This window comes from Bacteroides sp. MSSM.1001136sp1_RTP21357st2_D2_RTP21359_211015 (assembly GCF_040913205.1).
In the GTDB taxonomy this organism is placed as follows: Bacteria; Bacteroidota; Bacteroidia; order Bacteroidales; family Bacteroidaceae; genus Bacteroides; species Bacteroides ovatus.
The window spans coordinates 1-25995 of the sequence record NZ_JBDFVF010000055.1 but is presented as its reverse complement, the minus strand read 5'-3'; the positions used below and the strand labels follow the sequence as shown (position 1 = coordinate 25995).

Annotated in this window: 23 protein-coding genes; 16 read left to right on the top strand and 7 right to left on the bottom strand. The window is 40.8% G+C overall.

Annotated features, from left to right (window positions below):
• Nucleotides 1-130: 130 nt before the first annotated feature.
• The 3 genes from AB5217_RS23850 to AB5217_RS23840 all read right to left on the bottom strand — a co-directional run bounded on the left by AB5217_RS23850 (nucleotide 131) and on the right by AB5217_RS23840 (nucleotide 2834).
• Nucleotides 131-1015, bottom strand: a complete 885-nt coding sequence (locus AB5217_RS23850; protein ID WP_032843475.1) for a carbon-nitrogen hydrolase — start codon at nucleotides 1013-1015, stop codon at nucleotides 131-133.
• A 68-nt stretch (nucleotides 1016-1083) separates the two neighbouring features.
• On the bottom strand, nucleotides 1084-2205 hold the full coding sequence (locus AB5217_RS23845; protein WP_004325912.1) for an agmatine deiminase family protein: 1122 nt from the start codon (nucleotides 2203-2205) through the stop codon (nucleotides 1084-1086).
• 86 nt (nucleotides 2206-2291) lie between these two features.
• Entirely contained in the window at nucleotides 2292-2834 is a 543-nt protein-coding gene (locus AB5217_RS23840; RefSeq protein WP_004325913.1) for a ferredoxin domain-containing protein, read from the bottom strand.
• 180 nt (nucleotides 2835-3014) lie between these two features.
• Between AB5217_RS23840 and AB5217_RS23835 the strand changes: the two genes are divergently transcribed.
• The 4 genes from AB5217_RS23835 to AB5217_RS23820 are packed head-to-tail and all read left to right on the top strand — an operon-like array spanning nucleotide 3015 to nucleotide 6363.
• Complete coding sequence (locus tag AB5217_RS23835) at nucleotides 3015-4571, top strand: ATP-binding protein (protein ID WP_004325914.1); 1557 nt, start codon at nucleotides 3015-3017, stop codon at nucleotides 4569-4571.
• A gap of 36 nt (nucleotides 4572-4607) precedes the next feature.
• Nucleotides 4608-5228 carry an ATP-binding cassette domain-containing protein gene (locus tag AB5217_RS23830; RefSeq protein WP_004325915.1) on the top strand — a complete coding sequence of 207 codons (621 nt, stop codon included), beginning with the start codon at nucleotides 4608-4610 and terminating at the stop codon, nucleotides 5226-5228.
• A gap of 47 nt (nucleotides 5229-5275) precedes the next feature.
• Entirely contained in the window at nucleotides 5276-6070 is a 795-nt protein-coding gene (locus AB5217_RS23825) for an ABC transporter permease (protein WP_004325916.1), read from the top strand.
• The gene (locus tag AB5217_RS23820; protein WP_004325917.1) at nucleotides 6067-6363 is read left to right on the top strand and encodes a hypothetical protein; all 297 of its coding nucleotides are present in this window, start codon (nucleotides 6067-6069) and stop codon (nucleotides 6361-6363) included. Before AB5217_RS23825 ends, AB5217_RS23820 begins: the two co-directional genes overlap by 4 nt.
• Before the next feature lie 19 nt (nucleotides 6364-6382).
• Here AB5217_RS23820 and AB5217_RS23815 read toward each other — a convergent pair whose 3' ends face one another.
• Nucleotides 6383-6796, bottom strand: a complete 414-nt coding sequence (locus AB5217_RS23815; protein ID WP_004325918.1) for a DUF4891 domain-containing protein — start codon at nucleotides 6794-6796, stop codon at nucleotides 6383-6385.
• A gap of 232 nt (nucleotides 6797-7028) precedes the next feature.
• The gene (locus AB5217_RS23810; protein WP_004303051.1) at nucleotides 7029-7532 is read right to left on the bottom strand and encodes an RNA polymerase sigma factor; all 504 of its coding nucleotides are present in this window, start codon (nucleotides 7530-7532) and stop codon (nucleotides 7029-7031) included.
• Between the two features lie 278 nt (nucleotides 7533-7810).
• Here AB5217_RS23810 and AB5217_RS23805 point away from each other — a divergent pair, with 278 nt between their 5' ends.
• The 5 genes from AB5217_RS23805 to AB5217_RS23785 all read left to right on the top strand — a co-directional run bounded on the left by AB5217_RS23805 (nucleotide 7811) and on the right by AB5217_RS23785 (nucleotide 15756).
• Complete coding sequence (locus tag AB5217_RS23805) at nucleotides 7811-8905, top strand: Nif3-like dinuclear metal center hexameric protein (RefSeq protein WP_004325919.1); 1095 nt, start codon at nucleotides 7811-7813, stop codon at nucleotides 8903-8905.
• A 5-nt stretch (nucleotides 8906-8910) separates the two neighbouring features.
• A complete protein-coding gene (locus AB5217_RS23800; protein WP_004295942.1) occupies nucleotides 8911-9741 on the top strand; it encodes a zinc ribbon domain-containing protein in 831 nt (276 codons plus the stop codon).
• Between the two features lie 160 nt (nucleotides 9742-9901).
• A complete protein-coding gene (locus AB5217_RS23795; RefSeq protein ID WP_004295943.1) occupies nucleotides 9902-11299 on the top strand; it encodes an efflux transporter outer membrane subunit in 1398 nt (465 codons plus the stop codon).
• 33 nt (nucleotides 11300-11332) lie between these two features.
• Complete coding sequence (locus tag AB5217_RS23790; RefSeq protein WP_004310407.1) at nucleotides 11333-12466, top strand: efflux RND transporter periplasmic adaptor subunit; 1134 nt, start codon at nucleotides 11333-11335, stop codon at nucleotides 12464-12466.
• Nucleotides 12467-12606: 140 nt separating this feature from the next.
• A complete protein-coding gene (locus AB5217_RS23785) occupies nucleotides 12607-15756 on the top strand; it encodes an efflux RND transporter permease subunit (protein WP_004325920.1) in 3150 nt (1049 codons plus the stop codon).
• 172 nt (nucleotides 15757-15928) lie between these two features.
• Here AB5217_RS23785 and AB5217_RS23780 read toward each other — a convergent pair whose 3' ends face one another.
• Nucleotides 15929-16378, bottom strand: coding sequence for a type I restriction enzyme HsdR N-terminal domain-containing protein (locus tag AB5217_RS23780; RefSeq protein WP_004295946.1), 450 nt, complete (start codon nucleotides 16376-16378; stop codon nucleotides 15929-15931).
• 63 nt (nucleotides 16379-16441) lie between these two features.
• Here AB5217_RS23780 and AB5217_RS23775 point away from each other — a divergent pair, with 63 nt between their 5' ends.
• From AB5217_RS23775 to AB5217_RS23755, 5 genes are all read left to right on the top strand, one after another.
• Complete coding sequence (locus AB5217_RS23775; RefSeq protein WP_004303046.1) at nucleotides 16442-17218, top strand: AMP nucleosidase; 777 nt, start codon at nucleotides 16442-16444, stop codon at nucleotides 17216-17218.
• A gap of 23 nt (nucleotides 17219-17241) precedes the next feature.
• Complete coding sequence (gene holA, locus AB5217_RS23770) at nucleotides 17242-18261, top strand: DNA polymerase III subunit delta (protein ID WP_004303045.1); 1020 nt, start codon at nucleotides 17242-17244, stop codon at nucleotides 18259-18261.
• 1212 nt (nucleotides 18262-19473) lie between these two features.
• The gene (locus AB5217_RS23765) at nucleotides 19474-19944 is read left to right on the top strand and encodes a helix-turn-helix domain-containing protein (RefSeq protein ID WP_004295950.1); all 471 of its coding nucleotides are present in this window, start codon (nucleotides 19474-19476) and stop codon (nucleotides 19942-19944) included.
• A 76-nt stretch (nucleotides 19945-20020) separates the two neighbouring features.
• Nucleotides 20021-20797 (top strand): dihydroorotate dehydrogenase electron transfer subunit, encoded by a 777-nt coding sequence (locus AB5217_RS23760; RefSeq protein WP_004295951.1) that lies wholly within the window; start codon nucleotides 20021-20023, stop codon nucleotides 20795-20797.
• Entirely contained in the window at nucleotides 20785-21696 is a 912-nt protein-coding gene (locus tag AB5217_RS23755; RefSeq protein ID WP_004318239.1) for a dihydroorotate dehydrogenase, read from the top strand. The genes AB5217_RS23760 and AB5217_RS23755 overlap by 13 nt, the downstream gene beginning before the upstream one ends.
• Before the next feature lie 216 nt (nucleotides 21697-21912).
• On the opposite strand, the gene trmD is transcribed toward AB5217_RS23755, so the two are convergent.
• Complete coding sequence (gene trmD, locus AB5217_RS23750) at nucleotides 21913-22590, bottom strand: tRNA (guanosine(37)-N1)-methyltransferase TrmD (protein ID WP_368112869.1); 678 nt, start codon at nucleotides 22588-22590, stop codon at nucleotides 21913-21915.
• A 75-nt stretch (nucleotides 22591-22665) separates the two neighbouring features.
• On the opposite strand from trmD, the gene ligA reads away from it, so the two are divergent.
• On the top strand, nucleotides 22666-24666 hold the full coding sequence (gene ligA, locus AB5217_RS23745) for an NAD-dependent DNA ligase LigA (RefSeq protein WP_004303042.1): 2001 nt from the start codon (nucleotides 22666-22668) through the stop codon (nucleotides 24664-24666).
• A 59-nt stretch (nucleotides 24667-24725) separates the two neighbouring features.
• A complete protein-coding gene (gene dapA, locus AB5217_RS23740; RefSeq protein WP_004303039.1) occupies nucleotides 24726-25619 on the top strand; it encodes a 4-hydroxy-tetrahydrodipicolinate synthase in 894 nt (297 codons plus the stop codon).
• The last annotated feature ends 376 nt before the right edge of the window (nucleotides 25620-25995 follow it).

The following is a 25995-nucleotide window of genomic DNA, read 5'->3' as shown; positions in this document are numbered from 1 at the left end:
GCAGCATAGCCAAAAGAAAATATAGCAGAACTGTAAAATATAAAAGAGGTTGTGCCAACGTTTTGACACAACCTCTTCTTTTTTTCTTTATTAGATAAACCTCCTGCGATGAAGGTATGTGGGTAAGTCTTTAATCCAGAAAGCGTTTGGTAAGCCCATCATATTCGTCAATCCGACGATCACGAAGGAAAGGCCACCAACGGCGAACGTTTTCCGAACGTTCCATATCTATTTCCACTACTATGTTTTCCGGGTGATCGTTTCCGGCTTGTGCCAGAAATTCCCCTTGTGGTCCTGCTACAAAACTGTTTCCCCAGAATAAGATACCATTTGTCTGTCCGGAAGGATCAGGCTCGTGCCCTACACGGTTGACGGAGATAACAGGAAGTCCATTGGCAACGGCATGAGCGCGCTGTGAAATAATCCAGGCATTGAGTTGGCGGGCTTTTTCATCGTCCGTGTCGCTGCTTTCCCAGCCAATGGCGGTAGGATAAATTAAAAGTTCCGCACCTTTTAGTGCCATCAGGCGGGCAGCTTCCGGATACCATTGATCCCAGCATACTAATACGCCCAGTTTTCCTAAAGAAGTTTGAATCGGTTCAAAACCAATGTCTCCCGGAGTGAAATAGAACTTTTCGTAGTAAGCCGGATCATCGGGAATATGCATTTTCCGGTATTTTCCTGCAATGCTTCCGTCGCGGTCGAATACGACAGCGGTATTATGATAAAGTCCGGGAGCACGTTTCTCAAAAAGAGAGGTGACAAGGACTACTTTATTAGCTGCTGCCAACTCGGAATAAAAGCCTGTGGAAGGCCCGGGAATCGGTTCGGCAAGATCAAACAGGTTAGTGTTTTCTGTCTGGCAAAAATAAAGTGAATTGTGTAACTCCTGGAGCACAATCAGTTGTGCGCCGTGAGCGGCACAAGCCTCGATATTCTTTGCGAGGTTCATTAGATTGGCTTTAATATCTGCGGTATTGGATTGTTGGATGATTCCGACTTTTATCTTTCTCATGATGAATAATTAGTGGGTTGATTCATTCATTATTTTATAATTCCTTTATAGGCTCCTTTGTAATTCTTTTATGACTCCTTTATAACGCCCAGCGGATATTGCATGGTGACACAGTGTAGGGAACCGTGCTGTTTAATCAGGGCACGGCAGTCTATTCCAATTATTTGATGGTTTGGAAAGGCTTGCTGCAATACTTCTCCTGCTTTTTTGTCATTCTCCTGCTGATTGTATGTCGGGTAAAGAATAACGTCGTTCATAATCAGGAAATTGGCGTAAGTTGCAGGCAGGCGTTCGCCGTCTTCTTCTATCTTGTCTGCCATGGGTAAGGCCAATAGGTGATAGGGTTCTCCTGCTAAGGTGCGGAATGTTTTCAGCTGTTCTTCCATTGCGAGCAGTGCTTCGTAATGTTCGTCTTCTTTGTTTTCGCATTTCACGTAAGCGATGGTGTCGGTAGAACAGAAGCGTGCCAAAGTGTCGATATGGCTGTCGGTATCATCACCGGCCAGATAACCGTGATCTAACCAAAGCACCTTTTGCAGGTGGAAGGTTGATTTTAGGTATTCTTCTATCTCTACCTGATTCAGTCGTCCGTTCCGTTGGGGAGAGAGCAGACATTCGGAAGTGGTAAGCAATGTACCCATTCCGTCGCTTTCGATAGAACCTCCTTCGAGTACGAAGTCGAGGTGGTCTATATACTGGCCTTTCAAGGCTCCGGCTTCTACGGCATGTTTGGTAATTTGATTATCCAGTTCGGAAGCAAATTTCAGTCCCCAGCCGTTGAAGGTGAAGTCGAGCAGGGAAGGGGTGCCGGTATCTATCATTGTAATGGCTCCGTGGTCGCGGGCCCATGTGTCATTAGTGGCACATTCTAGAAAGCGGACGTTATCCATATTGACAGTGGCAGCTATCTGCTTTTTCACTTCTTCCGGTTCGGGAGTGACGATCAATAATAATTCACGCTTCGCTATTTCTCTGGCAATATTGATAAAACACTCTTGCACTTCCGCCAGCATGTAGGCCCAATCTGTACCGGCATGTGGCCATGTTAACTGTATACCGCTCTGCATGTGCCATTCGGCAGGCAAATGAGGTGCTCTCATTTCTACCTGTACGGTCATGTTTTTGCCGAAGTTCAACTGCAAATCTTTCTCCGAGCCGCTTGGGCTGGGGAGTCCAACCATGATTCCCATTAGACTATATATATTTAGTTTTTTATAAAATCAGTTTATTGTCTGCGTCAGTCGTCAGTGTGCCTGTTACGCATCATTACGTATTATTATGAATTCGTTTCTTGCTTTGGCTTCCGGTCAAAGAACGGATTCTTGGAGGATGCACTTACAGGAATGGCCATTACCATCTTGCAGTCTTTCAGCCAGTTCAGGCGTTGTGCTGCCAGCCCGGCGGAGAACATCACACGTGTGTCTACACGCAAATCGGCTGCCATAGCACAGGCAGAACCTATGGCGATACCTACGTCTATGCTGTTCAATGCGCAGGGAACTCCTTCGGTACGTCCGACGCAGGTGGTGAAGCCGCAATGACCGCAGTTTAAGCCTTGTGTCTGCTCGCGTGTTCCTATCAATACAACACATTCGGCACTTAAGATGTTGTCGGCATCACGAAGGAAAAATTTCATTCCGTGTTCTTCTACCATAGCTATCATAGTGTCCGACAGTTGTTTAATCTCTTCATCTGTGATTAGGGCCACTTCGATAATATCGATTCCTTTTCCTTTCGGAGCAGTGCGCGCAGCCGTCATCATCTGACGTGCTACCTGCAATATATGCTCGTGACGAGCGTCTCTTTCGTTCAGTATCATAACTTTCTTGAATTAATTAGTAAGGCAAAGATAAATGAAAATTGGCAAAATTACACTAGATGATGAAATAAATAGGGGCTATCATTTGAGTCTGATATGAAAAAACTTTCGTATCGGACTTTGTGTTATTGGGTGGAAAAGGCTATCTTTGTATCTGTCAACTTATAAAGTTATGAGTATATGAGTAATAAAATTTATCCTATCGGCATACAGAACTTCGAGAAAATTCGCAAAGGAGGTTATTGCTATATAGATAAGACTGCTTGGATATATCAAATGGTGAAAACTGGCAGTTATTATTTTCTTAGTCGTCCACGTCGTTTTGGGAAAAGTTTGTTACTATCTACTTTGGAAGCCTATTTTCAGGGGAAAAAAGGACTTTTCGAAGGATTGGCGATAGAGAAACTGGAAAAAGATTGGATCAAATATCCCATTCTGCATTTAGATCTGAATGCGGAGAAATATACGAATCCTGAAGCACTCGACCAGGTTTTAGAGAGTGCTTTACGGGGGTGGGAAGCTCTTTATGGTGCACAGGATTATGAGAAAACATTCGCTTCCCGCTTTCAAGGTATTATTCAGCGTGCTTGTGAGAAAGAGGGCCAGAGTGTCGTTATTCTTGTGGATGAATACGATAAGCCTATGTTACAGGCGATTGGTAATGATGAACTCCAGAAGAGTTTTCGTGATACATTGAAGGCTTTCTATGGAGCTTTAAAAAGCAAGGATGGCTGCATTAAATTTGGTATGCTTACGGGAGTTACGAAATTCGGAAAGGTAAGTGTATTCAGCGATCTGAATAATCTGGAGGATATTTCTATGCGTCAGCAGTATATAGAAATCTGCGGAATCAGTGATCGCGAGTTGCATGAGAATTTTGAAACTGAATTGCATGAATTTGCCGATGCGCAAGGTTTGACGTATGATGAAATTTGCACAGAAATGCGTGAAAGATATGATGGTTATCATTTCACTCATGATTCTATAGGTATGTATAATCCGTTTAGTGTACTTAATACCCTTAAATATAATGTGTTTGGCAACTATTGGTTTGAAACGGGCACACCTACTTATCTGGTCGAATTACTAAAAAAACATCATTACGATCTTCACCGGATGGCTCATGAAGAAACCAGTGCCGACGTACTGAATAGTATTGATTCAACTTCCGACAATCCTATCCCTGTGATTTATCAGAGCGGTTATCTTACCATAAAAGGCTACGATCGTGAATTTGAAACTTATCGCCTGGGATTTCCCAATCGTGAAGTGGAGGAAGGTTTTGTGAAATATCTCATGCCTTTTTATGCCAATATAAATGCCGTAGAATCATCTTTTGAGATTCAGAAGTTTGTCCGCGAAGTCCGTTCGGGAGATTATGATTCTTTTTTCCGTCGTCTTCAGAGTTTCTTTGCAGATACTCCTTATGAATTGGTTCGCGATTTGGAATTGCATTATCAGAATGTCCTCTTTATCGTGTTCAAATTAGTCGGTTTTTATGTAAAAGCGGAATATCACACGAGCCAGGGCCGTATCGATCTTGTTTTGCAGACTGATAAATTTATCTATGTCATGGAATTCAAGCTGGAGGGTACGGCTGAAGAAGCCTTGCAGCAGATCAATGAAAAGCATTATGCTAAACCTTTCGAAAGTGATGGGCGAACACTTTTTAAGATTGGAGTGAATTTTAGTGCTGAAACACGAAACATTGAGAAGTGGGTGGCGGAACTTCAATAAATATAATTTTGGCAGGATTTTCAAGAGAACAAATAGATGTTACATATTAATAATGCCTGTATTGCTTTTGGTACGGAAGTGCTTTTCTCCGGTTTCAGTATGAAGCTGGAAAGGGGAGAAACGGCTTGCATTGTCGGTCAATCCGGTTGTGGAAAGACTTCGTTGCTGAATGCGGTAATGGGGTTTGTGCCTTTGAAAGAAGGATCTATACAGGTAGGGGAAACATTGCTTGATATATCGACTATCGATAGTGTCCGCAGACAGATTGCATGGATTCCTCAAGAATTGGCACTACCTTTTGAATGGGTCAAAGAGATGGTGGCTCTCCCGTTCGGACTGAAAGTGAATCGTTCTGTTCCTTTTTCGGAAGAAAGACTTTTCACTTGTTTCGATGAATTGGGGCTGGAACACGAATTATATACAAAGAGGGTGAATGAAGTATCGGGTGGTCAACGCCAACGTATTATGCTGGCTGTGGCTGCAATGCTCAACAAACCTCTCATTATCATAGATGAACCGACTTCTGCTTTGGATGCCGGATCAACCGGTAAAGTCCTGTCTTTTTTCCGGCGACAGGCGGAAAGGGGAACGACTGTGTTAGCCGTATCACATGATAAGGACTTTGCTTCGGGCTGTCATTATTTAATAGAACTGTAATTAATTGAACTGTAACGCAAATCGGATAGAATTGTTAAGAATATATTGTGGGAACGATTGATATATCATATTATAATCTCTTTATAGGGCTGCTATTGCTTGCCATTCCGTTTTTTTACCTTTGGAAATTTAAAACGGGATTGCTGAAACCTGCCGTGATTGGTACATTACGGATGATTATCCAGCTGTTCTTTATCGGCATGTATCTGAAATATCTCTTTTTATGGAACAATCCCTGGATTAATTTTCTTTGGGTGATAATTATGGTATTCGTGGCCGGGCAGACCGCATTGGTACGTACCCAGTTGAAACGTAGTGTTTTATTAATCCCTATTACGGTAGGATTTCTTTGTAGTGTTGTATTGGTAGGCATCTATTTTATCGGTATTGTTCTCCAATTGGATAATATATTTAGCGCCCAATACTTTATTCCAATATTTGGAATTCTGATGGGTAATATGCTGTCGAGCAATGTAATAGCTTTGAATACTTATTATAGTGGGTTGAAACGTGAACAGCAACTATATCGGTATTTATTGGGAAACGGAGCAACAAGGCAGGAAGCGCAGGCTCCATTTATCCGGCAGGCCATCATTAAATCGTTTAGTCCCCTGATTGCGAACATTGCCGTGATGGGATTGGTGGCTCTTCCGGGCACGATGATCGGACAAATTCTGGGAGGAAGCAGCCCGAATGTCGCTATCAAGTATCAGATGATGATTATGGTGATTACTTTCACAGCATCTATGCTATCGCTAATGATTACTATTTCATTGGCTTCGCGTCAATCTTTTGATGCATACGGAAAACTGCTGGAGGTAACAAAAGAACCCAGGAAATGACTGTTATTGACCAGATATTCCATAAAGTAGCTGAAATAGCTATTCCACACTTCTTTATAACAGTGGAGTTTTCAGCATCCGGCACAGAAATGCCGGAACATATCGAGGCTTTCCTGCAGGAAAAATACGAAGTAATTCTTCGTGGAGCCAGTGGACGTAAATTTATCTATAAGGAAGGAGAGTGGCGGCTTATTTTCACTTTCTTCCCTACGGACAGAGTCGTAGACGAACGGTATGCACTGAAAAACAAGGTACAAATGATAAATAAGGTGCAAATGAAAAGCAAAAGCTAACCGGTTATTAGCGTGTTTATTATTTGCCTTTCAACATTCCCCATAAGCAGCGAAGCTGCACGAATTGTTCTTCGGGTTGCACATAACCGCCTTCAAACATCTTTTCCGTTACTTGAAATTTAGAGAGGTGATGGCGTATATACTTCTCTACATCAGGCGATTGTTTCTTGACGAATGACAGCAAATCAACCTTCCCGTCTTCGCGAATGAGCACCTTAGCTTTGATTGTGCGAAAACCGTACTCTTTGCAGTGTTTGGTTTCTACTTTATCAATCCAGAAGATAGCGGTAGCTTTGACCGTATCTGCCGCACAATCTTCGATATTGTCAATCTTTGCAGCCTCGGCTACGGACATTTCGATACTATCACTTTTCTTGGGCTGGCAAGAAATCATCATAACTAACAGGAACAGTAAAGTCAAATTTGTTTTCATCGTATTCATTATTTAGATGAAGTAAAAGTACAGAATTTCAATAAATAACGGAAGCTTTAGGCGAAAATTTATAATTAGTTTTTATTCCGGAACCGGTTTTTATCCGAATTTATCCGATGAAAACAGGCAAAAGGCAAAAAGAATATAAACTCTTTTTGCCTTTTGCCTATTGATAAAACTGAAAAATGAAATTAACTGTTTAATCTAAAATTTATATGGATATAGTTATGGTTTAGCGGAAGTCTTTCAGTTCTTCTTGTAATTTCTGACGGGTAAAGAAGATCCGACTTTTTACGGTACCCAACGGAAGATTCAGTTTTTCTGCTATTTCGCGGTATTTGAATCCGGAAACGTGCATAGCGAACGGAACCCTGTATTCTTTCGGAAGAGCATTGACTACACGGTGCATCTCTTTTAGGTCGTATGTCCTTTCAGTACTTTCAAACCCTGCATCTTGCGGCAAATTAAGATGATAGAGATTATCGGTCTTGTCGACAAATGTCTGGTCGCGAACTACCTTACGATAATTATTGATAAAGATATTGCGCATGATGGTGTACATCCATCCTTTGAAATTTGTATCGGGTGTATATTTATCTTCATTATCTAATGCTTTCAATGAGGTTTCCTGCAGCAAATCGTTTGCTTCTTCGCGGTCTGTTGTCAGTTTGTATGCGAAACGTAGTAATTCTTCCTGAACTCCTACCAAATCTTTTCTGAAGCTTAAACTTTTCATATGTGTTGTTTTTTAAATGTGAGTATTCGTTGTAAAAATTTTGATGATGCAAGTTTAAGATATTTTGTCGACCTTGGTAGGGGAGAATCAGACGTAATTTAGGGGAATTTCTATCAACAGATAGTTTTTAGGTCCTTTTTGATAGTTTCTGGGTGGTATTTTATATCTTTTATGGGGATCTCAAAAAATGGATAACGATAAATTCTCTAAAAAACGATCACTTAGTATGTTAATTCCTATTTTATTTATTATCTTTGCAACCAAATTTTCTACCAATAATGAAAATTAAGGAAATAGTAAGCGCCCTTGAACGATTCGCGCCTCTGCCATTGCAAGACGGATTTGATAATGCCGGCCTGCAAATCGGATTGACAGAAGCGGAAGCAACAGGGGCTTTGTTGTGTCTTGACGTTACCGAAGCTGTGTTGGATGAAGCTATCGCGCTGGGGTACAATCTCGTTATATCGCACCATCCGCTCATTTTCAAGGGCTATAAATCTATCACGGGCAAAGATTACGTGGAACGCTGCATACTGAAAGCAATAAAGAATGATATTGTGATCTATTCAGCACATACTAATCTTGATAATGCACAAGGTGGAGTCAATTATAAGATAGCAGAGAAAATAGGGTTGAAGAATCTGAAAGTGCTCGAACCGAAAGAGAACAGTCTGATTAAGCTGGTGACTTTCGTGCCGGATGCACAAGCCGATAGTGTGCGTGAAGCATTGTTTGCAGCCGGATGCGGAAATATAGGTAACTATGATTCATGCAGTTACAATCTGAAAGGAGAGGGAACTTTCCGGGCAAAAGAGGGAACGCATCCTTTCTGTGGAACAATCGGTGAACTGCATCATGAAAATGAAGTAAGGATTGAAACCATTCTTCCTGTATATAAGAAAGCAGAAGTTATAAAGGCTTTATTGTCTGTACATCCTTATGAGGAACCGGCATTCGACTTGTATCCGTTGCAGAATGACTGGTTGCAGGCAGGTTCGGGAATTGTAGGTGAATTGGATGAATCGGAAACGGAACTCGAGTTTCTGAAACGCATCAAGAAAATCTTCGAAGTGGGTTGTGTACGTCATAACAAACTGACGGGGAGAGAAATACAGAAGGTTGCCTTATGTGGTGGTGCCGGAGCTTTCCTGCTTCCACAGGCAATTCGGATGGGGGCGGATGTCTTTATTACGGGAGAAATCAAATATCATGATTATTTCGGCCATGAGGGTGATATTCTGATGGCAGAGATTGGTCATTACGAAAGCGAACAATATACAAAAGAAATTTTTTATTCCATAATCCGGGATTTATTTCCTAATTTTGCACTCCAATTGAGTAAAATAAATACGAATCCCATAAAATATTTATAAGTAAAATGGCTAGAGAAGCAAAAAAAGATCCGAATGAGTTGACGGTAGAACAGAAACTGAAGACACTGTTCCAACTGCAAACGATGTTGTCTAAGATTGATGAAATCAAGACATTGAGAGGTGAACTTCCGTTGGAAGTGCAAGACCTTGAAGATGAAATTGCTGGTTTGAGTACCCGTATCGACAAGATCAAAGCTGAAGTGGATGAACTGAAATCTGCTATTGCCGGCAAGAGAGTAGAAATTGAAACAGCAAAGGCTTCAGTAGAAAAATATAAGTCACAACAAGACAATGTTCGCAATAACCGTGAATATGATTTCTTGACGAAAGAAATCGAATTCCAGACATTGGAAATCGAACTTTGCGAAAAGAGAATTAAGGAATATTCTGCTGATAAAGAAGAAAAAGAGGCTGAAGTAACGAAGAACGATCAGATTCTTAACGAAAGACTGAAAGACCTTGAGCAGAAGAAGAGCGAACTGGACGAAATTATCTCTGAAACCAAACAGGAAGAAGAGAAATTGAGAGACAAAGCTAAAGATTTGGAAACTAAGATCGAACCGCGTCTGTTGCAGTCTTTCAAACGTATCCGTAAGAACTCTCGCAACGGATTGGGTATTGTATACGTACAGCGTGACGCTTGTGGTGGTTGCTTTAACAAGATTCCGCCCCAGAGACAACTGGATATCCGTTCTCGTAAGAAAGTAATCGTTTGTGAATATTGCGGACGTATTATGATTGACCCGGAATTGGCTGGCGTACAAATCGAACACAAGGTGGAAGAAGCTCCGGTAGCTACTACCAAAAGAGCTATCAGAAGAAAAACTGCTGAATAAGAAGAGCAGTGAAGTAAGTAAAGTTACTTTTTTGATATATAATAAGCCCTGCAGCAATGCTGGGCTTTTTTTGTTTTAACAAGTGCTCGTATAAAAGGAATCGATAAACAAACTTACCCTTTAGTTGTTATCTTTTCATTTCATAAAAACCTGAACTGATATGAATATACGAGTGTGGGGCACATCGCTCCTTATGTTTCTTTCAACTGTGACCGCGGTTGGACAGACCGCAAACCGTTATTTGAAAGCTCCGCTTCCTCAAGATTGGGAAGAGAGCGGGGAAGTGTTTCAACAGATACTTCCGGTAGATGACCATTGGTGGAAGTCATTCCAAGACACCAAACTGGACTCTTTGATAGCTCTGGCAGTAGATCGTAATTACTCCGTTGCCATGGCAATCAACCGTATAGCTGCCGCTCGTGCCAATCTTTGGATAGAACGCAGTAACTTTTTTCCTTCCATCGGATTGAATGCAGGATGGACCCGTCAGGAAACCAGTGGAAATACAAGTTCACTGCCCCAAACAACCGATCATTATTATGATGCTTCGCTAAGCATGAGCTGGGAGCTTGATATTTTCGGCAGTATCCGGAAACGGGTAAAAGCGCAGAAAGAGAATTTTGCCGCCAGCAAGGAAGAATACACTGGAGTCATGGTCTCATTAGCTGCAGAAGTAGCCTCGGCTTATATCAATCTAAGGGAGTTGCAACAAGAGCTTGAAGTGGTGAAGAAAAACAGTGCTTCGCAGGAAGAAGTCCTGAAAATCACGGAAGTACGCTATAACACCGGGCTGGTTGCTAAACTCGATGTGGCACAGGCCAAGTCTGTATTATATAGCACAAAAGCCTCCATTCCCCAGTTGGAAGCGGGTATCAATCAGTATATCACAACATTGGCTGTCTTATTGGGAATGTATCCCCAGGACATTCGTCCTGTTCTTGAATCTAGTGGTACATTGCCCGATTATATGGAACCTATCGGAGTGGGAATGCCTGTCGATTTATTACTGCGACGGCCTGATGTACGAAGTGCGGAATTGAGCGTAAATGCGCAGGCAGCATTGCTTGGAGCTTCGAAAGCGGATTGGTTGCCGAAAGTTTTCTTGAAAGGTTCATTTGGATATGCCGCCCGTGACCTGAAGGATCTCACCAAAAGTAAAAGTATGACTTATGAAATTGCTCCGTCATTGAACTGGACTATTTTCAATGGAGGACAGCTGGTGAATGCAACCCGGCTGGCAAAAGCACAACTGGATGAAGCGATCAACCAGTTTAATCAGACGGTTTTAACTGCCGTACAGGAAACGGACAATGCTATGAATTCCTACCGGAATTCAATCAAACAGATTGTAGCCCTGCGGGAAGTACGCAATCAAGGAATTGAGACATTGAAACTTTCACTGGAACTTTATAAACAGGGACTTTCGCCTTTCCAAAACGTACTTGATGCACAACGTTCTCTGTTATCTTATGAGAATCAGCTGGTACAGGCACAAGGTAGTTCGCTTTTGCAACTGATAGCCCTCTACAAGGCTTTAGGGGGTGGTTGGAGAGAATAAAAATCAATCTATAAAATATATAACCTAACAGATATGAAAAAACTGATGTATATCTTTCTTGCACTGCCTATATTGACGGGTTGCAAGGAGAAGAAAAGTACAGGAGCGATGGGAGGTATGCCAACTCCGGAAATTAGTGTGACCAAACCCATAGTGGAGGATATTACTTTGACGAAAGATTATCCGGGTTATCTGACAACAGAAAAGACGGTGAATCTTGTAGCCAGGGTGAACGGAACCTTGCAGTCTACCTCTTATGTCGCAGGTGGACGGGTGAAACAGGGGCAACTGTTGTTTGTCATTGAACCAACCTTATATAAAGATCAGGTGGAGCAAGCAGAAGCAGAACTGAAAACTGCCCAAGCGCAATTGGAATATGCTCGTAATAATTATAGCCGTATGAAAGAGGCTGTAAAGAGTGATGCGGTCAGTCAGATACAGGTACTTCAGGCTGAATCTTCTGTGAAAGAGGGTGTTGCAGCTGTCAGCAACGCGGAAGCAGCTTTGAGCACCGCCCGTACAAACTTGGGATATTGTTATGTCCGTGCACCGTTTGACGGCACCATCAGTAAGGCGACTGTAGATATAGGAAGTTATGTAGGCGGTTCGTTGCAACCAGTCACATTGGCTACTATTTATAAAGATAATCAGATGTATGCTTACTTTAATGTTGCTGATAATCAATGGTTGGCAATGACGATGGATACCCAGCAGTTACCGACTGATCTTCCTAAAAAAATAATGGTTCAACTGGGAAAGGGGGGAACTGAAAGTTATCCGGCTACGCTCGATTATCTTTCACCAAATGTAGATGTGAATACAGGAACACTGATGGTTCGTGCCAATTTTGATAACCCGAAAGGGATATTGAAGAGCGGATTATATGTAAGCATAACTTTACCTTATGGAGAAGCTAAAAATGCCATGTTGGTGAAAGAGGGCTCTATCGGAACCGACCAGTTAGGCAAATACTTATATATTGTAAATGATTCGAATATAGTTCATTACCGGCATATTGAAATAGGGCAGTTGGTCGACGGCACTTTACGGCAGGTATTGGGTGGACTTTCCCCGCAGGAACAGTATGTCACAGAGGCTTTGATGAAAGTCAGAGACGGAATGAAAGTAAAGCCGCTTCCTGATTCCCTTCCCAAAAGAGGGAAATAAGGTCTTTTGGATAACTGATTGATTAACAAACGAAATCAATAAAGGTGATGTACTTAAAACCGATTAATTAACAAAAGTAACTTTCTGCTCCCTCTCCTTGGGAGAAGGTTGTGGAGAGACTGCTTTTAAACCTATACATTATGTTTTCTAAGTTTTTTATCAACCGACCGATATTTGCTACTGTCCTTGCCCTGCTTATTGTAGTAGCCGGTCTGGTCACACTCAATATATTGCCTGTGGCGCAATTTCCGGAGATCACACCGCCAACGGTGCAGGTCTCTGCGGTTTATCCCGGGGCAAATGCTGAAACTGTTGCTCAAACAGTGGGTATTCCTATCGAACAGCAGGTGAATGGTGTAGACGGCATGCTTTATATGTCTTCCAATTCTTCATCTTCGGGAGCATATTCTCTGACTATTACATTCGCTGTTGGTACGGACATCGATATGGCAACTGTGCAGGTACAAAACAGGGTAAGTATCGCACAATCATCGCTGCCGGAACCGGTGGTGGTGCAAGGGGTCACTGTGCAGAAACAATCTTCAAACATTGTGATGTTTTTGACAATGACTTCGCAGGACTCTGTGTACAACAGCCTGTATCTGACTAATTATGCCAAATTGAATTTAGTGGACCAGTTGACACGTGTGCCCGGAGTGGGTGCTGTGAATGTGATGGGAGCAGGGGATTATTCGATGCGCATCTGGCTCGATCCGGAGGCTATGCGTATACGGAATATTTCACCGCAGCAAGTCTATCAATCCATCCAGTCGCAGAATGTGGAAGTATCTGCCGGATATATCGGTCAGCCTATCGGACAGGATAATAATAATGCTTTTCAGTATACGTTGAATGTTCAGGGACGATTGAAATCTCCGGAACAGTTCGGGAATATTATTATCCGCCGTGAGCAGGACGGGGCGATGCTTCGTCTGAAAGATATTGCACGCATTGATTTGGGGTCTGCTTCATACAGTGTAGTGTCGCGATTGAATGGAAAACCTACGGCTGCTATTGCTATTTACCAGCAACCGGGTTCCAATTCGCTGGATGTTTCAAAAGGAGTGAAAGCTAAGATGGAAGAACTTGCAGAAAGTTTCCCGTCAGGAGTGGCCTATAATGTCACTTTGGATACGACTGATGTTATCCATGCTTCCATTGATGAAGTGATGGTTACTTTCTTTGAAACAACTTTGCTGGTGATACTCGTTATTTTCTTGTTCCTGCAGAATTGGCGGGCAGTGATTATTCCTTGTATTACTATCCCGGTATCGTTGATCGGTACATTTGCCGTAATGGCGGCATTTGGTTTCTCTATCAACACATTAACATTGTTCGGACTGATTTTAGCAGTTGCTATTGTGGTGGATGATGCGATAGTGGTGGTGGAGAACGCTTCGAGATTATTGGAAACTGGGCAGTACTCACCTCGTGAAGCCGTGACAAAAGCGATGGGAGAGATCACGGGCCCGATTGTCGGGGTGGTTCTCGTATTGCTTGCCGTGTTTATTCCAACAATGATGATTAGTGGAATTTCAGGTCAGCTGTATAAGCAGTTTGCGCTGACTATTGCCGCTTCTACCGTATTGAGCGGTTTCAATTCGTTGACATTGACTCCTGCGCTTTGCGCACTGTTTCTTGAAAAGAGTAAACCTTCTAACTTCTTTATATACAAAGGTTTCAATAAGGCTTATGACAAGACACAAGGGGTATATGACAAAATTGTCAAATGGTTGCTTCAACGTCCGGGAATGGCTCTCGCTTCTTATGGCGCTTTGACTGTTATTGCTCTATTGCTTTTTATGCATTGGCCGTCAACTTTTATCCCGGACGAGGATGACGGATATTTTATTGCTGTTGTTCAACTTCCGCCTGCCGCCAGCCTTGAGCGTACGCAAGCAGTGGGAGAAAAGATAAACGGTATTCTGGATTCTTATCCGGAAGTAAAGAATTATATTGGTATTTCCGGCTTTTCTATCATGGGTGGTGGCGAACAGAGTAACTCGGCAACTTATTTTGTGGTACTGAAAAACTGGAGTGAGAGGAAAGGGAAGGAGCATACGGCTGCTGCCATAGTTAACCGTTTTAATGGTGAAGCGTATATGACTATTCAGGCTGCGGAAGTGTTCGCCATGGTTCCTCCGGCTATTCCGGGGTTAGGTGCATCCGGTGGTTTGCAGCTTCAGTTGGAAGACCGGCGTAATCTGGGACCGACGGAAATGCAGCAGGCCATCAATGCCTTGCTTGCTTCTTATCATTCGAAACCGGCTTTAGCATCTGTATCCAGTCAGTATCAAGCAAATGTTCCTCAATATTTCTTGAATATCGACCGTGACAAAGTCCAGTTCATGGGAATTGCCTTGAACGATGTTTTCTCTACATTGGGCTATTATATGGGAGCGGCTTATGTGAATGATTTTGTTGAATTCGGCCGTATTTACCAGGTGAAGATCGAGGCACGCGATCAGGCACAGCGCGTGATTGATGATGTTTTGAAGTTAAGTGTGCCGAATTCGACAGGAGAGATGGTGCCTTTTTCTTCTTTCACCAAAGTGGAGGAACAGTTAGGCCAGAACCAGATTAACCGCTATAATATGTACTCGACTGCTTCTCTGACTTGTAATGTTGCTCCGGGAAGTAGTACCGGGCAGGCTATTCAAGAAGTGGAAGCATTGTTTAAGGAACAGTTGGGAGATGAGTTTGGGTATGAATGGACTTCCGTTGCCTATCAGGAAACCCAGGCAGGGAATACTACTACCATTGTTCTGATTATGGCGTTAATTGTTGCTTTCCTGGTACTTGCTGCACAGTATGAAAGTTGGACCAGCCCGGTAGCAGCCGTCATCGGATTGCCGGTAGCCTTATTAGGTGCCATGATTGGCTGTCTGATTATGGGAACTCCAGTCAGTATTTATACGCAAATCGGTATAATCCTGTTGGTTGCGCTTTCTGCAAAGAATGGAATTTTGATTGTGGAATTTGCCCGTGATTTCCGTGCCGAGGGTAATTCAATTAGGGAAGCTGCCTTTGAAGCGGGGCATGTCCGCTTGCGTCCGATCCTGATGACTTCTTTTGCTTTTGTACTAGGAGTGATGCCCTTGTTATTCGCCACCGGTGCAGGTGCACAAAGTCGTATAGCATTGGGTGCCGCTGTGGTATTTGGTATGGCTATGAATACTTTATTGGCTACCATTTATATTCCTAATTTCTACGAATTCATGCAGAAATTGCAAGAGCGATTCAGCAAAAAGAAAGGAAATGAGGATAGTGAGAAAGATGTTGCCGTATAGAAGTAAAAGGCTGTTTGAAGACTACCTGAAAGGGGAGTTGGTATAGTGACGCCATCTGTTTGGGATGGTGTCACCATAGTAAGCAAATAGCGTCACTATCTTGAACGGATAGTGACGCTATTTTATTCTTGCAGGTAAGTATGTTTTTTAAGGCGAATGAAGCGGATCATTTTTATAAAGATTTGTAATCTGGAATATCCTGGAGGAACGTATAACTCTGGTTTTCATAATCCATCCGGCAGCAATAATGTTGCATTCCGTTGCTGACAATCAGATAATCTACTTTCAGTACCATATTATACCGGGTGATTTGGTCGAAAACAGCCTGTGTAATTTCGATATGTGGTGCTTTATATTCCACAATCATCCGGGCTGATAAATCCCTCCGATAAAGTACGGTGTCGCATCGTTTGGTAGTACCGTTTAACTTTACCATTACTTCATTGGCCAGAAGGGCAGTCGGATATCCTTTGTGTGCAATAAGAAAGTGAACAAAGTGTTGCCGTACCCATTCTTCAGGGGTAAGGGCGACATATCGTTTACGAATTACGTCGAAAATTACATTTTTTCCGTTTCGTACGTTTATTTTAGTGTCGAATACTGGTAGGTTTAACGATAACATTTATTATTTTTGTAAGTTAAATAATGGTTCCCATTATTGGGAGCACAAATTTAATAGATAATTATGAAAACAAAAGAAGAAATCGTAGCTAATTGGCTGCCCCGTTACACAAAACGTAACCTGGAGGATTTTGGAGAGTATATTCTGTTGACTAACTTCAACAAGTACGTCGAGATTTTCGCAAATCAGTTTAATGTTCCCATCTTAGGAAGGGATGCAAATATGATTTCTGCTTCTGCCGAAGGCATCACTATGATTAACTTTGGTATGGGAAGTCCTAACGCTGCCATCATCATGGACTTGCTGGGAGCTATTCAACCCAAGGCTTGTTTGTTTTTGGGAAAATGTGGTGGCATCGACAAGAAAAATCAGCTTGGCGATTTGATTCTCCCTATTGCAGCTATCCGTGGAGAGGGAACTTCTAACGATTATTTTCCTCCCGAAGTTCCTGCATTACCTGCATTTATGTTGCAGCGTGCCGTTTCTTCATCCATCCGTGACAAAGGCCGTGACTATTGGACCGGTACCGTATATACCACCAACCGCCGTATCTGGGAACATGATGATGTATTCAAAGAATATCTGAAAAAGACCCGGGCTATGGCAGTTGATATGGAAACTGCAACTTTGTTCAGTTGTGGCTTTGCCAATCATATTCCTACCGGCGCATTATTATTAGTGTCCGATCAGCCAATGACCCCCGACGGAGTAAAAACAGATAGAAGTGATAATTTGGTTACCAGAAATTATGTAGAAGAGCATGTTGAAATTGGTATTGCTTCTTTGCGCATGATTATTGATGAAAAGAAAACTGTTAAACACTTGAAATTCGACTGGTAATCCGGTCTTTCTGAAAATTATATATGGCAAAACAAGAACTGACCTGTGATGACATCCTCAAGGAATTGAGAGCAAAGCAGTATCGCCCTATCTATTACCTGATGGGAGAAGAGTCGTATTATATCGACTTGATTGCAGATTACATAACGGATAATGTGTTGAGTGAGACGGAAAAAGAATTCAACCTGACTGTTGTGTATGGGGCTGATGTGGATGTGGCAACGATTATAAATGCTGCAAAGCGTTATCCCATGATGTCGGAACACCAAGTAGTAGTAGTTAAGGAAGCACAGGCGGTACGTAATATGGAAGAGTTGTCGTATTATCTTCAAAAGCCTTTGCTTTCCACCATTTTAGTGATATGCCATAAGCATGGAACGTTGGATCGTAGAAAGAAGCTGGCTGCCGAGGTGGACAAAGTTGGTGTACTGTTTGAATCTAAAAAAATAAAGGATGCACAACTTCCCGGTTTTATAGCTTCATATATGAAACGGAAAGGAGTTGATATGGAACCTAAAGCAACTGTTATGCTTGCTGATTTTGTAGGTTCAGATTTGAGTCGTCTGACCGGAGAACTTGAAAAGTTGATTATCACTTTACCTGCCGGGCAAAAACGCGTAACTCCTGAACAGATAGAAAAAAACATAGGCATAAGCAAAGATTATAATAACTTTGAATTGCGCAGTGCTTTAGTGGAAAAGGATATATTGAAAGCAAATAAGATAATAAAATATTTTGAGGAAAATCCGAAAACTAACCCAATCCAAATGACGCTGTCTTTATTATTCAGCTTTTACTCCAATCTAATGTTGGCTTATTATGCACCGGATAAATCAGAGCAAGGGATCGCAAATATGCTAGGACTAAGAACTCCCTGGCAGGCCCGGGATTATATGGCAGCAATGCGAAAATATAGCGGAGTAAAGACGATGCAGATTGTTGGAGAAATACGATATGCTGATGCAAAATCCAAAGGAGTCCAAAATAGTTCTATGACAGATGGAGATATTCTTCGTGAATTAGTGTTCAAAATTTTGCATTAAGTAGGATTAAGAATTACCTATATAATCAGACATATACTTTTACCGTAGATAGAAACGGGAAGTATATGTCTTTTTTTTTGTATTCCCGCAATTACTTCCATTATAAAAAAGACTTTCACAATGCCAGTGATTATTTTACAAATAGATTTACTCCTTTTGTAGTTTTATAGAGTTACCCATTTAACGAACTACACAAAGTATATTTTTAGAATTTTGTATTGATCTATCTTCAAGGAAACTTTTTCTTTTAAATAGGAGCTTTAATTTTTAAACGAGAAAAGTTTACTTATTCTTGAGTTTATCAAAAAAGCATTTTGGATTTTAAAGGTATCGTTTTATAGTGAGAATGGAGATTTTTTCTTTTCTCTAAAATCATCCATTAGTGTCATTTTGATAATCCAGAGTATTTTTGATTACTATAAGCCTATTTTTTCTAGTTTAATAGAAAAATAGAATCTGAATTATAGGGGTAAGTATTTGTATTTCATTTGTTTATGCTAAAAATGAGCTTCCTAGAATTGAAAAAAAATAAATAAGTGGAGATCGGTACGGAAATATTGCAAGGATTCTCTTTTTAGAGAAGATTGTAAAGGATGATTAGAAAAAAATAGCAATATACATTGGTAAAGTATGAGTTGATCCCTTCCTTTTATTGCTTTTGCAACTATCAATATTTACTTTTGTGTATTTATGTGGTTACAAATGTGTCGTATATTTATGTGAATGAATTCCAAATGTAATCAAAAGATGGTGTTTACAATAATATATTTATGCATTTACAAAAATAATACCCTATATACAAATGTAGTTTTTCAGGCATTAACAAATACTTTTATCTCTATTATCTTATTATAAATCAAGATTATATAGTTTATTATATCAATTAGTGCTATAAGAGCCTTCTATATGTGGTATGTATATTTGTGAATGTCTCTATTTGAGTTTCATTTGTGTTATATATATGGTTGTATATCTGTATTTTATGATATATAATTAAACTAAAGCTATATGCTTATAATAACTCGTTTTATTCTATATACAAGCGTAATATTCGATTTGTATAATATAATACACTTTTGTAATATTAATATTTTTATATTTGTAATTTGCTTTTGTGAATCTAATTATTTACCTTTGTATAATCAATGAGATAGTGCGTATTTTTGTGAAATAGGTACATAACACATACAATTGTAATAAAAAGAAGGTAGTATGGAAATAAAAGACAGAATCAGAATGATAATGGAAAGAGAAAAAGTTCCTCCTAGAGTTTTTGCTGAAACAATTGGAGTGCAACAATCTACTCTCTCTCATATTTTAAATGATCGGAATAAACCCAGCTTAGAGGTCGTTATGAAGGTTCATCAAAAGTATGACTATGTAAATCTTGAATGGTTGCTTTATGGTAAGGGCGAAATGATGGTGTCTGAAGAAGGAACTTCCTTTTCTTCTTCTAATCACGATTATCTGCCTTCTTTATTCGACGAGAATCCCGTAAATCCGTCCAAAGAACCGACTCTTCCGGAAAATCGCAAGGAAACGCCGTTAAGAAACGCCGAAAATGCCCCCAAAGAGATTGTAAAACAGGAGATTAGGTATATAGAAAAGCCTGCCAGGAAAATCACGGAAATAAGAATATTTTTCGATGATAATACCTATGAGACGTTTCGACCTGAAAAATGAAGAGTAAAATCGGTGGTTTGAGCAATTTCCTGTATCTTTGCACCCGGAATACGAATTTATACTTTTATATCCATACATGAAGAAATTTATTTTAGATCTGACAGTGACCGAGAATATCAGATTGAATGCAAACTATGTATTGCTAAAATTGACCTCTCAGTCATTACTGCCCGAAATGTTACCTGGGCAGTTTGCCGAACTCCGGGTGGACGGTTCGCCTACTACATTCTTACGGCGTCCCATTTCTATTAATTTTGTAGATAAACAGCGAAATGAGGTCTGGTTTCTGATCCAGCTGGTTGGTGATGGAACAAGACGTTTGGCAGAGGTTAATCCCGGTGAAACAATAAATGTAGTGCTTCCACTGGGAAATGCATATACAATGCCTCTGGAGGCTTCTGATAAGCTCTTATTAGTTGGTGGAGGTGTCGGAACAGCCCCTATGCTTTATTTAGGTGAGCAGTTGGCTAAAAAAGGCCATAAACCTACGTTCCTGTTAGGTGCCCGTAGCGACAAAGATCTGTTGCAGCTGGAAGAGTTTGCCAAATATGGAGAGGTATATACCACCACGGAAGATGGTAGCCATGGAGAAAAAGGATATGTTACCCAACATTCTATATTAAATAAGGTACGATTTGAGCAGATTTACACTTGTGGTCCCAAACCGATGATGGTGGCTGTGGCAAAATATGCCAAAAGTAATCAGATAGAATGTGAAGTATCTTTGGAAAATACAATGGCTTGTGGTATCGGAGCATGCTTATGTTGTGTGGAAAATACGACAGAAGGTCATTTGTGTGTATGTAAAGAAGGTCCTGTTTTTAATATAAATAAACTACTATGGCAGATTTAAGTGTAAACATTGGTGAATTACAAATGAAAAACCCGGTGATGACAGCATCTGGTACATTTGGATATGGTGAAGAGTTCTCCGACTTCATTGATATAGCGCGAATAGGTGGTATTATTGTAAAAGGAACTACTCTTCACAAACGTGAAGGAAACCCTTATCCGCGTATGGCAGAGACTCCTTCTGGGATGTTAAACGCTGTAGGACTGCAAAATAAGGGTGTTGATTACTTTGTGGAGCATATATATCCCCGTATAAAAGACATCCAAACGAATATGATTGTAAACGTTTCGGGATCTGCCATCGAAGATTATGTAAAAACAGCTGAAATCATTAATGAACTTGACAAAATTCCTGCTATAGAGCTAAACATCTCTTGCCCTAATGTAAAGCAAGGTGGTATGGCTTTTGGTGTGTCAGCAAAAGGGGCGTCAGAAGTAGTAAAAGCAGTGCGTTCAGCTTACAAAAAGACACTTATCGTAAAACTCTCCCCGAACGTTACGGACATCACTGAAATAGCTCGTGCAGCAGAAGAAAGTGGTGCGGATAGCGTGTCATTAATCAATACATTGCTGGGTATGGCGATTGATGCGGAACGTAAACGCCCTATTTTGTCAACTATAACAGGCGGAATGTCGGGAGCAGCCGTAAAACCTATCGCATTACGTATGGTATGGCAAGTTGCCAAGGTGGTAAATATTCCTGTCATTGGATTGGGAGGTATTATGGACTGGAAAGATGCTGTTGAATTCATGCTTGCAGGTGCGACGGCCATCCAAATTGGTACGGCAAATTTCATAGATCCTGCTGTGACTATTAAAGTGGAAGATGGTATAAATAATTACCTGGAAAGACACGGATGTAAGTCTGTAAAGGAAATAATTGGTGCGCTTGAGGTATAATTGAAAACATACAATAACCCTTCGCATTAAGTCTGCAAGAAAAATGCTATTTCTCTTTTAAATAAAGAAAGGATAAACAGGCAGGTAGTGGCAGATGAAAAAGAAGTTCGTGTTTAGAGGAATTGTCTACGGACAGAATCTTTAGATTGAAGATAAAATAAAAACGACGGTGAGGATTTACGTAATCTTCACCGTCGTTTTTATTTACACTTTATTTTACTCCCCTAATAGGTCGGGACGAAGTTTTCTGGTGCGTTCCAGGGACTGTTGCAGTTCCCATTCTTTGATCTTTGCTTCATGCCCGGATAATAGAATATCGGGAACTTTCCAGCCTTTATAATCAGCAGGTCGTGTATATACAGGTGCTGCCAGCAAATTATCCTGGAAAGAATCGGAAAGTGCGGATTGTTCATCGGAGATGACTCCGGGAATGATACGTACGATAGCATCTGCCATCACTGCTGCCGCTAGTTCTCCTCCTGTTAATACATAATTGCCGATACTGATTTCTTTAGTAATCAGATGTTCGCGAATACGGTAATCGATGCCTTTAAAGTGTCCGCAAAGAATAATGAGATTCTGTGCCAGAGAGAGAGTGTTGGCCATCGGTTGGTTGAATTGTTCTCCGTCAGGGGTCGTGAAGATAACTTCATCGTAGTCACGTTCTGCCTTTAGAGCATTGATGCAGCGTTCGATAGGTTCTATTTTCATCACCATTCCGGCAAATCCTCCAAAAGGATAATCATCGACACGACGATATTTATCTTCGGTGTAATCACGTAAATTGTGAATGTGTATTTCTGCAAGTCCTTTATCTTGAGCTCGTTTCATGATAGAACAATTGAAGAAACCTTCAATCATTTCGGGTAAAACTGTTATAATATCAATGCGCATAATCTTTTAATTTTTCGCAAAAGTACAAATATTCAAAGATAAACATGTATTTTTGCCTTAAACAATCGAAGAAATATGGATATAAAAGAAAAAATAGAGGAATTGCGTGCCGAACTTCATCGGCATAATTATAATTATTATGTGTTGAATGCTCCTGAAATCTCGGATAAAGAGTTTGACGATAAGATGCGTGAACTTCAGGATCTGGAACAAGCACATCCGGAATATAAAGATGAAAATTCACCCACTATGCGCGTGGGGAGCGACTTGAACAAGAATTTTACGCAAGTGGCTCATAAATATCCTATGCTGTCATTGGCAAATACATATTCGGAAGCGGAAGTGACGGACTTCTACGATCGTGTCCGTAAAGCGCTAAATGAGGATTTCGAGATTTGTTGTGAAATGAAATATGACGGTACTTCTATTTCGTTGACCTATGAAAATGGGAAGTTGGTTCGTGCCGTCACCCGTGGAGATGGAGAAAAAGGCGATGATGTGACGGATAATGTGAAAACAATCCGTTCTATCCCGCTTGTATTACATGGTGATAATTATCCCGCTTCTTTTGAGATACGTGGGGAAATTCTTATGCCATGGGAAGTGTTTGAAGAGTTGAATCGGGAAAAAGAGGCACGTGAAGAACCGCTTTTTGCCAATCCAAGAAATGCGGCGTCCGGTACATTGAAGTTGCAAAATTCTTCTATTGTAGCTTCTCGCAAGCTGGATGCTTATTTATATTATTTATTGGGAGATAATCTGCCTTGTGACGGACATTATGAAAATCTTCAGGAAGCGGCAAAATGGGGCTTTAAAATCTCTGATTTGACGCGTAAGTGCCAGACATTGGAGGAGGTCTTTGAATTTATCAACTATTGGGATGTAGAACGTAAAAATCTACCGGTTGCCACTGATGGGATTGTTTTGAAGGTGAACAGTTTGAGACAACAGAAAAATTTGGGTTTTACGGCTAAGTCTCCTCGATGGGCTATTGCCTATAAATTCCAGGCAGAACGTGCATTGACCCGATTGAATAAGGTGACCTATCAGGTAGGAAGAACCGGAGCAGTCACTCCGGTAGCTAATCTGGACCCTGTACAGCTTTCGGGAACTGTCGTAAAACGTGCATCCTTACATAATGCGGATATCATCGAAGGACTTGATTTGCATATCGGAGACATGGTTTATGTGGAAAAAGGTGGTGAAATTATTCCTAAGATTACGGGAGTAGATAAAGATGCACGTAGTTTTATGCTTGGGGAGAAGGTTCGATTCATCGTCAATTGTCCCGAATGTGGTAGTAAATTAGTCAGGTATGAAGGGGAAGCCGCTCATTATTGCCCTAATGAAACAGCGTGTCCTCCTCAAATCAAAGGCAAAATCGAGCATTTTATTAGTCGAAAGGCTATGAATATTGATGGATTGGGACCGGAAACCGTGGATATGTTTTATCGCTTGGGGTTAATTAGAAATACGGCCGACTTATATAAACTCACAGCTGATGATATCAAAGGTTTGGATCGTATGGGAGAAAAATCGGCGGAGAACATTGTAACGGGGATTGCACAAAGTAAAACCGTTCCTTTCGAACGTGTTATTTTTGCTTTGGGAATTCGTTTTGTTGGTGAGACTGTGGCCAAAAAGATAGCAAAATCGTTTGAGAATATAGATGATCTGCAACAGGCAGATCTTGAAAAATTGGTAAGTATCGATGAAATCGGAGAAAAAATAGCCCAGAGTATACTTGCATATTTTGCGAATGAGTCTAATCGTGAGTTAGTTGCCAAGCTAAAAGAGGCCGGACTGCAGCTTTATCGCACCGAAGAAGATTTAAGCGGATATACGGATAAGTTAGCGGGCCAGTCTATCGTTATCAGCGGTGTGTTTGTTCATCATTCACGTGACGAATATAAAGAGCTTATCGAGAAAAACGGAGGGAAAAATGTAGGAAGCATTTCTGCGAAAACAAGTTTTATACTGGCTGGGGACAATATGGGACCTGCAAAGCTTGAAAAAGCAAAAAAACTTGGAATAACCATATTAAGCGAAGACGAATTTCTGAAACTTATATCGTAAGATAAGAAAAATATTCGTACTTTTGCGGCTAAATAAATTAGAGATTATAATTAAAACTCATGATACAGACTAAATTGAAAGGAATGGGGGTAGCACTGATTACTCCTTTCAAAGAGGATGAGAGCGTTGACTATGACGCGTTGATGCGTATGGTGGACTATCTATTACAGAATAATGCGGATTTCTTGTGTGTGCTGGGGACTACAGCTGAAACACCGACTCTGACCGAGGAAGAAAAGAAAACTATAAAAAAGATGGTAATTGACCGCGTTAACGGAAGAATTCCTATTCTGTTGGGTGTAGGTGGTAATAATACTCGTGCTATTGTAGAAACATTGAAAAATGATGATTTCACAGGAGTTGATGCCATATTGTCTGTTGTGCCGTATTATAATAAACCTTCTCAAGAAGGTATTTATCAGCATTATAAAGCGATTGCGGAAGCTACGGAGCTCCCCATCGTATTGTATAATGTTCCGGGACGTACGGGGGTAAATATGACTGCTGAAACTACTTTGCGGATTGCCCGCGATTTTAAGAATGTAGTTGCTATTAAAGAAGCATCCGGCAATATTACGCAAATGGATGATATTATTAAAAATAAACCGGAAAATTTCAATGTAATCTCCGGAGATGATGGTATAACCTTTCCGCTTATTACATTGGGAGCCGTTGGTGTGATTTCAGTAATCGGTAATGCTTTTCCTCGTGAATTTAGCCGTATGACGCGCCTGGCGCTTCAAGGAGACTTTGCCAATGCATTAACCATTCACCATCGATTCACGGAATTATTCAATTTATTGTTTGTTGATGGAAATCCGGCAGGAGTAAAATCAATGTTGAATGCCATGGGTATGATCGAGAATAAACTTCGGTTGCCACTAGTTCCTACTCGCATTACCACATTTGAGGCAATACGCAAGGTTTTGAATGAGTTGAATATTAAATGTTGATGCCTTCTTCAGCGAGGAATTCATAATAAACATCTAAGTGTTTAAAATAAATATCCCAATGACTGAATTCAGTCATTGGGATATTTATTTTAAACCAGCCAATGATTTATTTTAAGACAGCCGCTGTCTATTGTGAAAGGGTTATATTTCTTATTAATTACGTTTTTCGATACAGGTTTTTCACCTTCCTAAAGCATAGCTTTAGGGAACGGATAGCTACGCTTTAGCCTATCTAAAGCATAGCTATTTGAGGGCTTGATAAGAAATTCTAATAGCCATTGTGACATATTTCATTTCCAAAGTAAGCGTCTCCGCGATTCTATATAGTGTATTAAAATAAAAAGGCTAATGATCCCTTTTTAGTCATTAGCCTTTT

Coding starts and splice junctions, on each gene's coding strand:
- AB5217_RS23850 (WP_032843475.1), bottom strand. CDS start 1,015: ATGAGAAAGATAAAAGTCGGAATCATCCAACAATCCAATACCGCAGAT.
- AB5217_RS23845 (WP_004325912.1), bottom strand. CDS start 2,205: ATGGGAATCATGGTTGGACTCCCCAGCCCAAGCGGCTCGGAGAAAGAT.
- AB5217_RS23840 (WP_004325913.1), bottom strand. CDS start 2,834: ATGATACTGAACGAAAGAGACGCTCGTCACGAGCATATATTGCAGGTA.
- AB5217_RS23835 (WP_004325914.1), top strand. CDS start 3,015: ATGAGTAATAAAATTTATCCTATCGGCATACAGAACTTCGAGAAAATT.
- AB5217_RS23830 (WP_004325915.1), top strand. CDS start 4,608: ATGTTACATATTAATAATGCCTGTATTGCTTTTGGTACGGAAGTGCTT.
- AB5217_RS23820 (WP_004325917.1), top strand. CDS start 6,067: ATGACTGTTATTGACCAGATATTCCATAAAGTAGCTGAAATAGCTATT.
- AB5217_RS23815 (WP_004325918.1), bottom strand. CDS start 6,796: ATGAAAACAAATTTGACTTTACTGTTCCTGTTAGTTATGATGATTTCT.
- AB5217_RS23810 (WP_004303051.1), bottom strand. CDS start 7,532: ATGAAAAGTTTAAGCTTCAGAAAAGATTTGGTAGGAGTTCAGGAAGAA.
- AB5217_RS23805 (WP_004325919.1), top strand. CDS start 7,811: ATGAAAATTAAGGAAATAGTAAGCGCCCTTGAACGATTCGCGCCTCTG.
- AB5217_RS23800 (WP_004295942.1), top strand. CDS start 8,911: ATGGCTAGAGAAGCAAAAAAAGATCCGAATGAGTTGACGGTAGAACAG.
- AB5217_RS23795 (WP_004295943.1), top strand. CDS start 9,902: ATGAATATACGAGTGTGGGGCACATCGCTCCTTATGTTTCTTTCAACT.
- AB5217_RS23790 (WP_004310407.1), top strand. CDS start 11,333: ATGAAAAAACTGATGTATATCTTTCTTGCACTGCCTATATTGACGGGT.
- AB5217_RS23785 (WP_004325920.1), top strand. CDS start 12,607: ATGTTTTCTAAGTTTTTTATCAACCGACCGATATTTGCTACTGTCCTT.
- AB5217_RS23780 (WP_004295946.1), bottom strand. CDS start 16,378: ATGTTATCGTTAAACCTACCAGTATTCGACACTAAAATAAACGTACGA.
- AB5217_RS23775 (WP_004303046.1), top strand. CDS start 16,442: ATGAAAACAAAAGAAGAAATCGTAGCTAATTGGCTGCCCCGTTACACA.
- holA (WP_004303045.1), top strand. CDS start 17,242: ATGGCAAAACAAGAACTGACCTGTGATGACATCCTCAAGGAATTGAGA.
- AB5217_RS23765 (WP_004295950.1), top strand. CDS start 19,474: ATGGAAATAAAAGACAGAATCAGAATGATAATGGAAAGAGAAAAAGTT.
- AB5217_RS23760 (WP_004295951.1), top strand. CDS start 20,021: ATGAAGAAATTTATTTTAGATCTGACAGTGACCGAGAATATCAGATTG.
- AB5217_RS23755 (WP_004318239.1), top strand. CDS start 20,785: ATGGCAGATTTAAGTGTAAACATTGGTGAATTACAAATGAAAAACCCG.
- trmD (WP_368112869.1), bottom strand. CDS start 22,590: ATGCGCATTGATATTATAACAGTTTTACCCGAAATGATTGAAGGTTTC.
- ligA (WP_004303042.1), top strand. CDS start 22,666: ATGGATATAAAAGAAAAAATAGAGGAATTGCGTGCCGAACTTCATCGG.
- dapA (WP_004303039.1), top strand. CDS start 24,726: ATGATACAGACTAAATTGAAAGGAATGGGGGTAGCACTGATTACTCCT.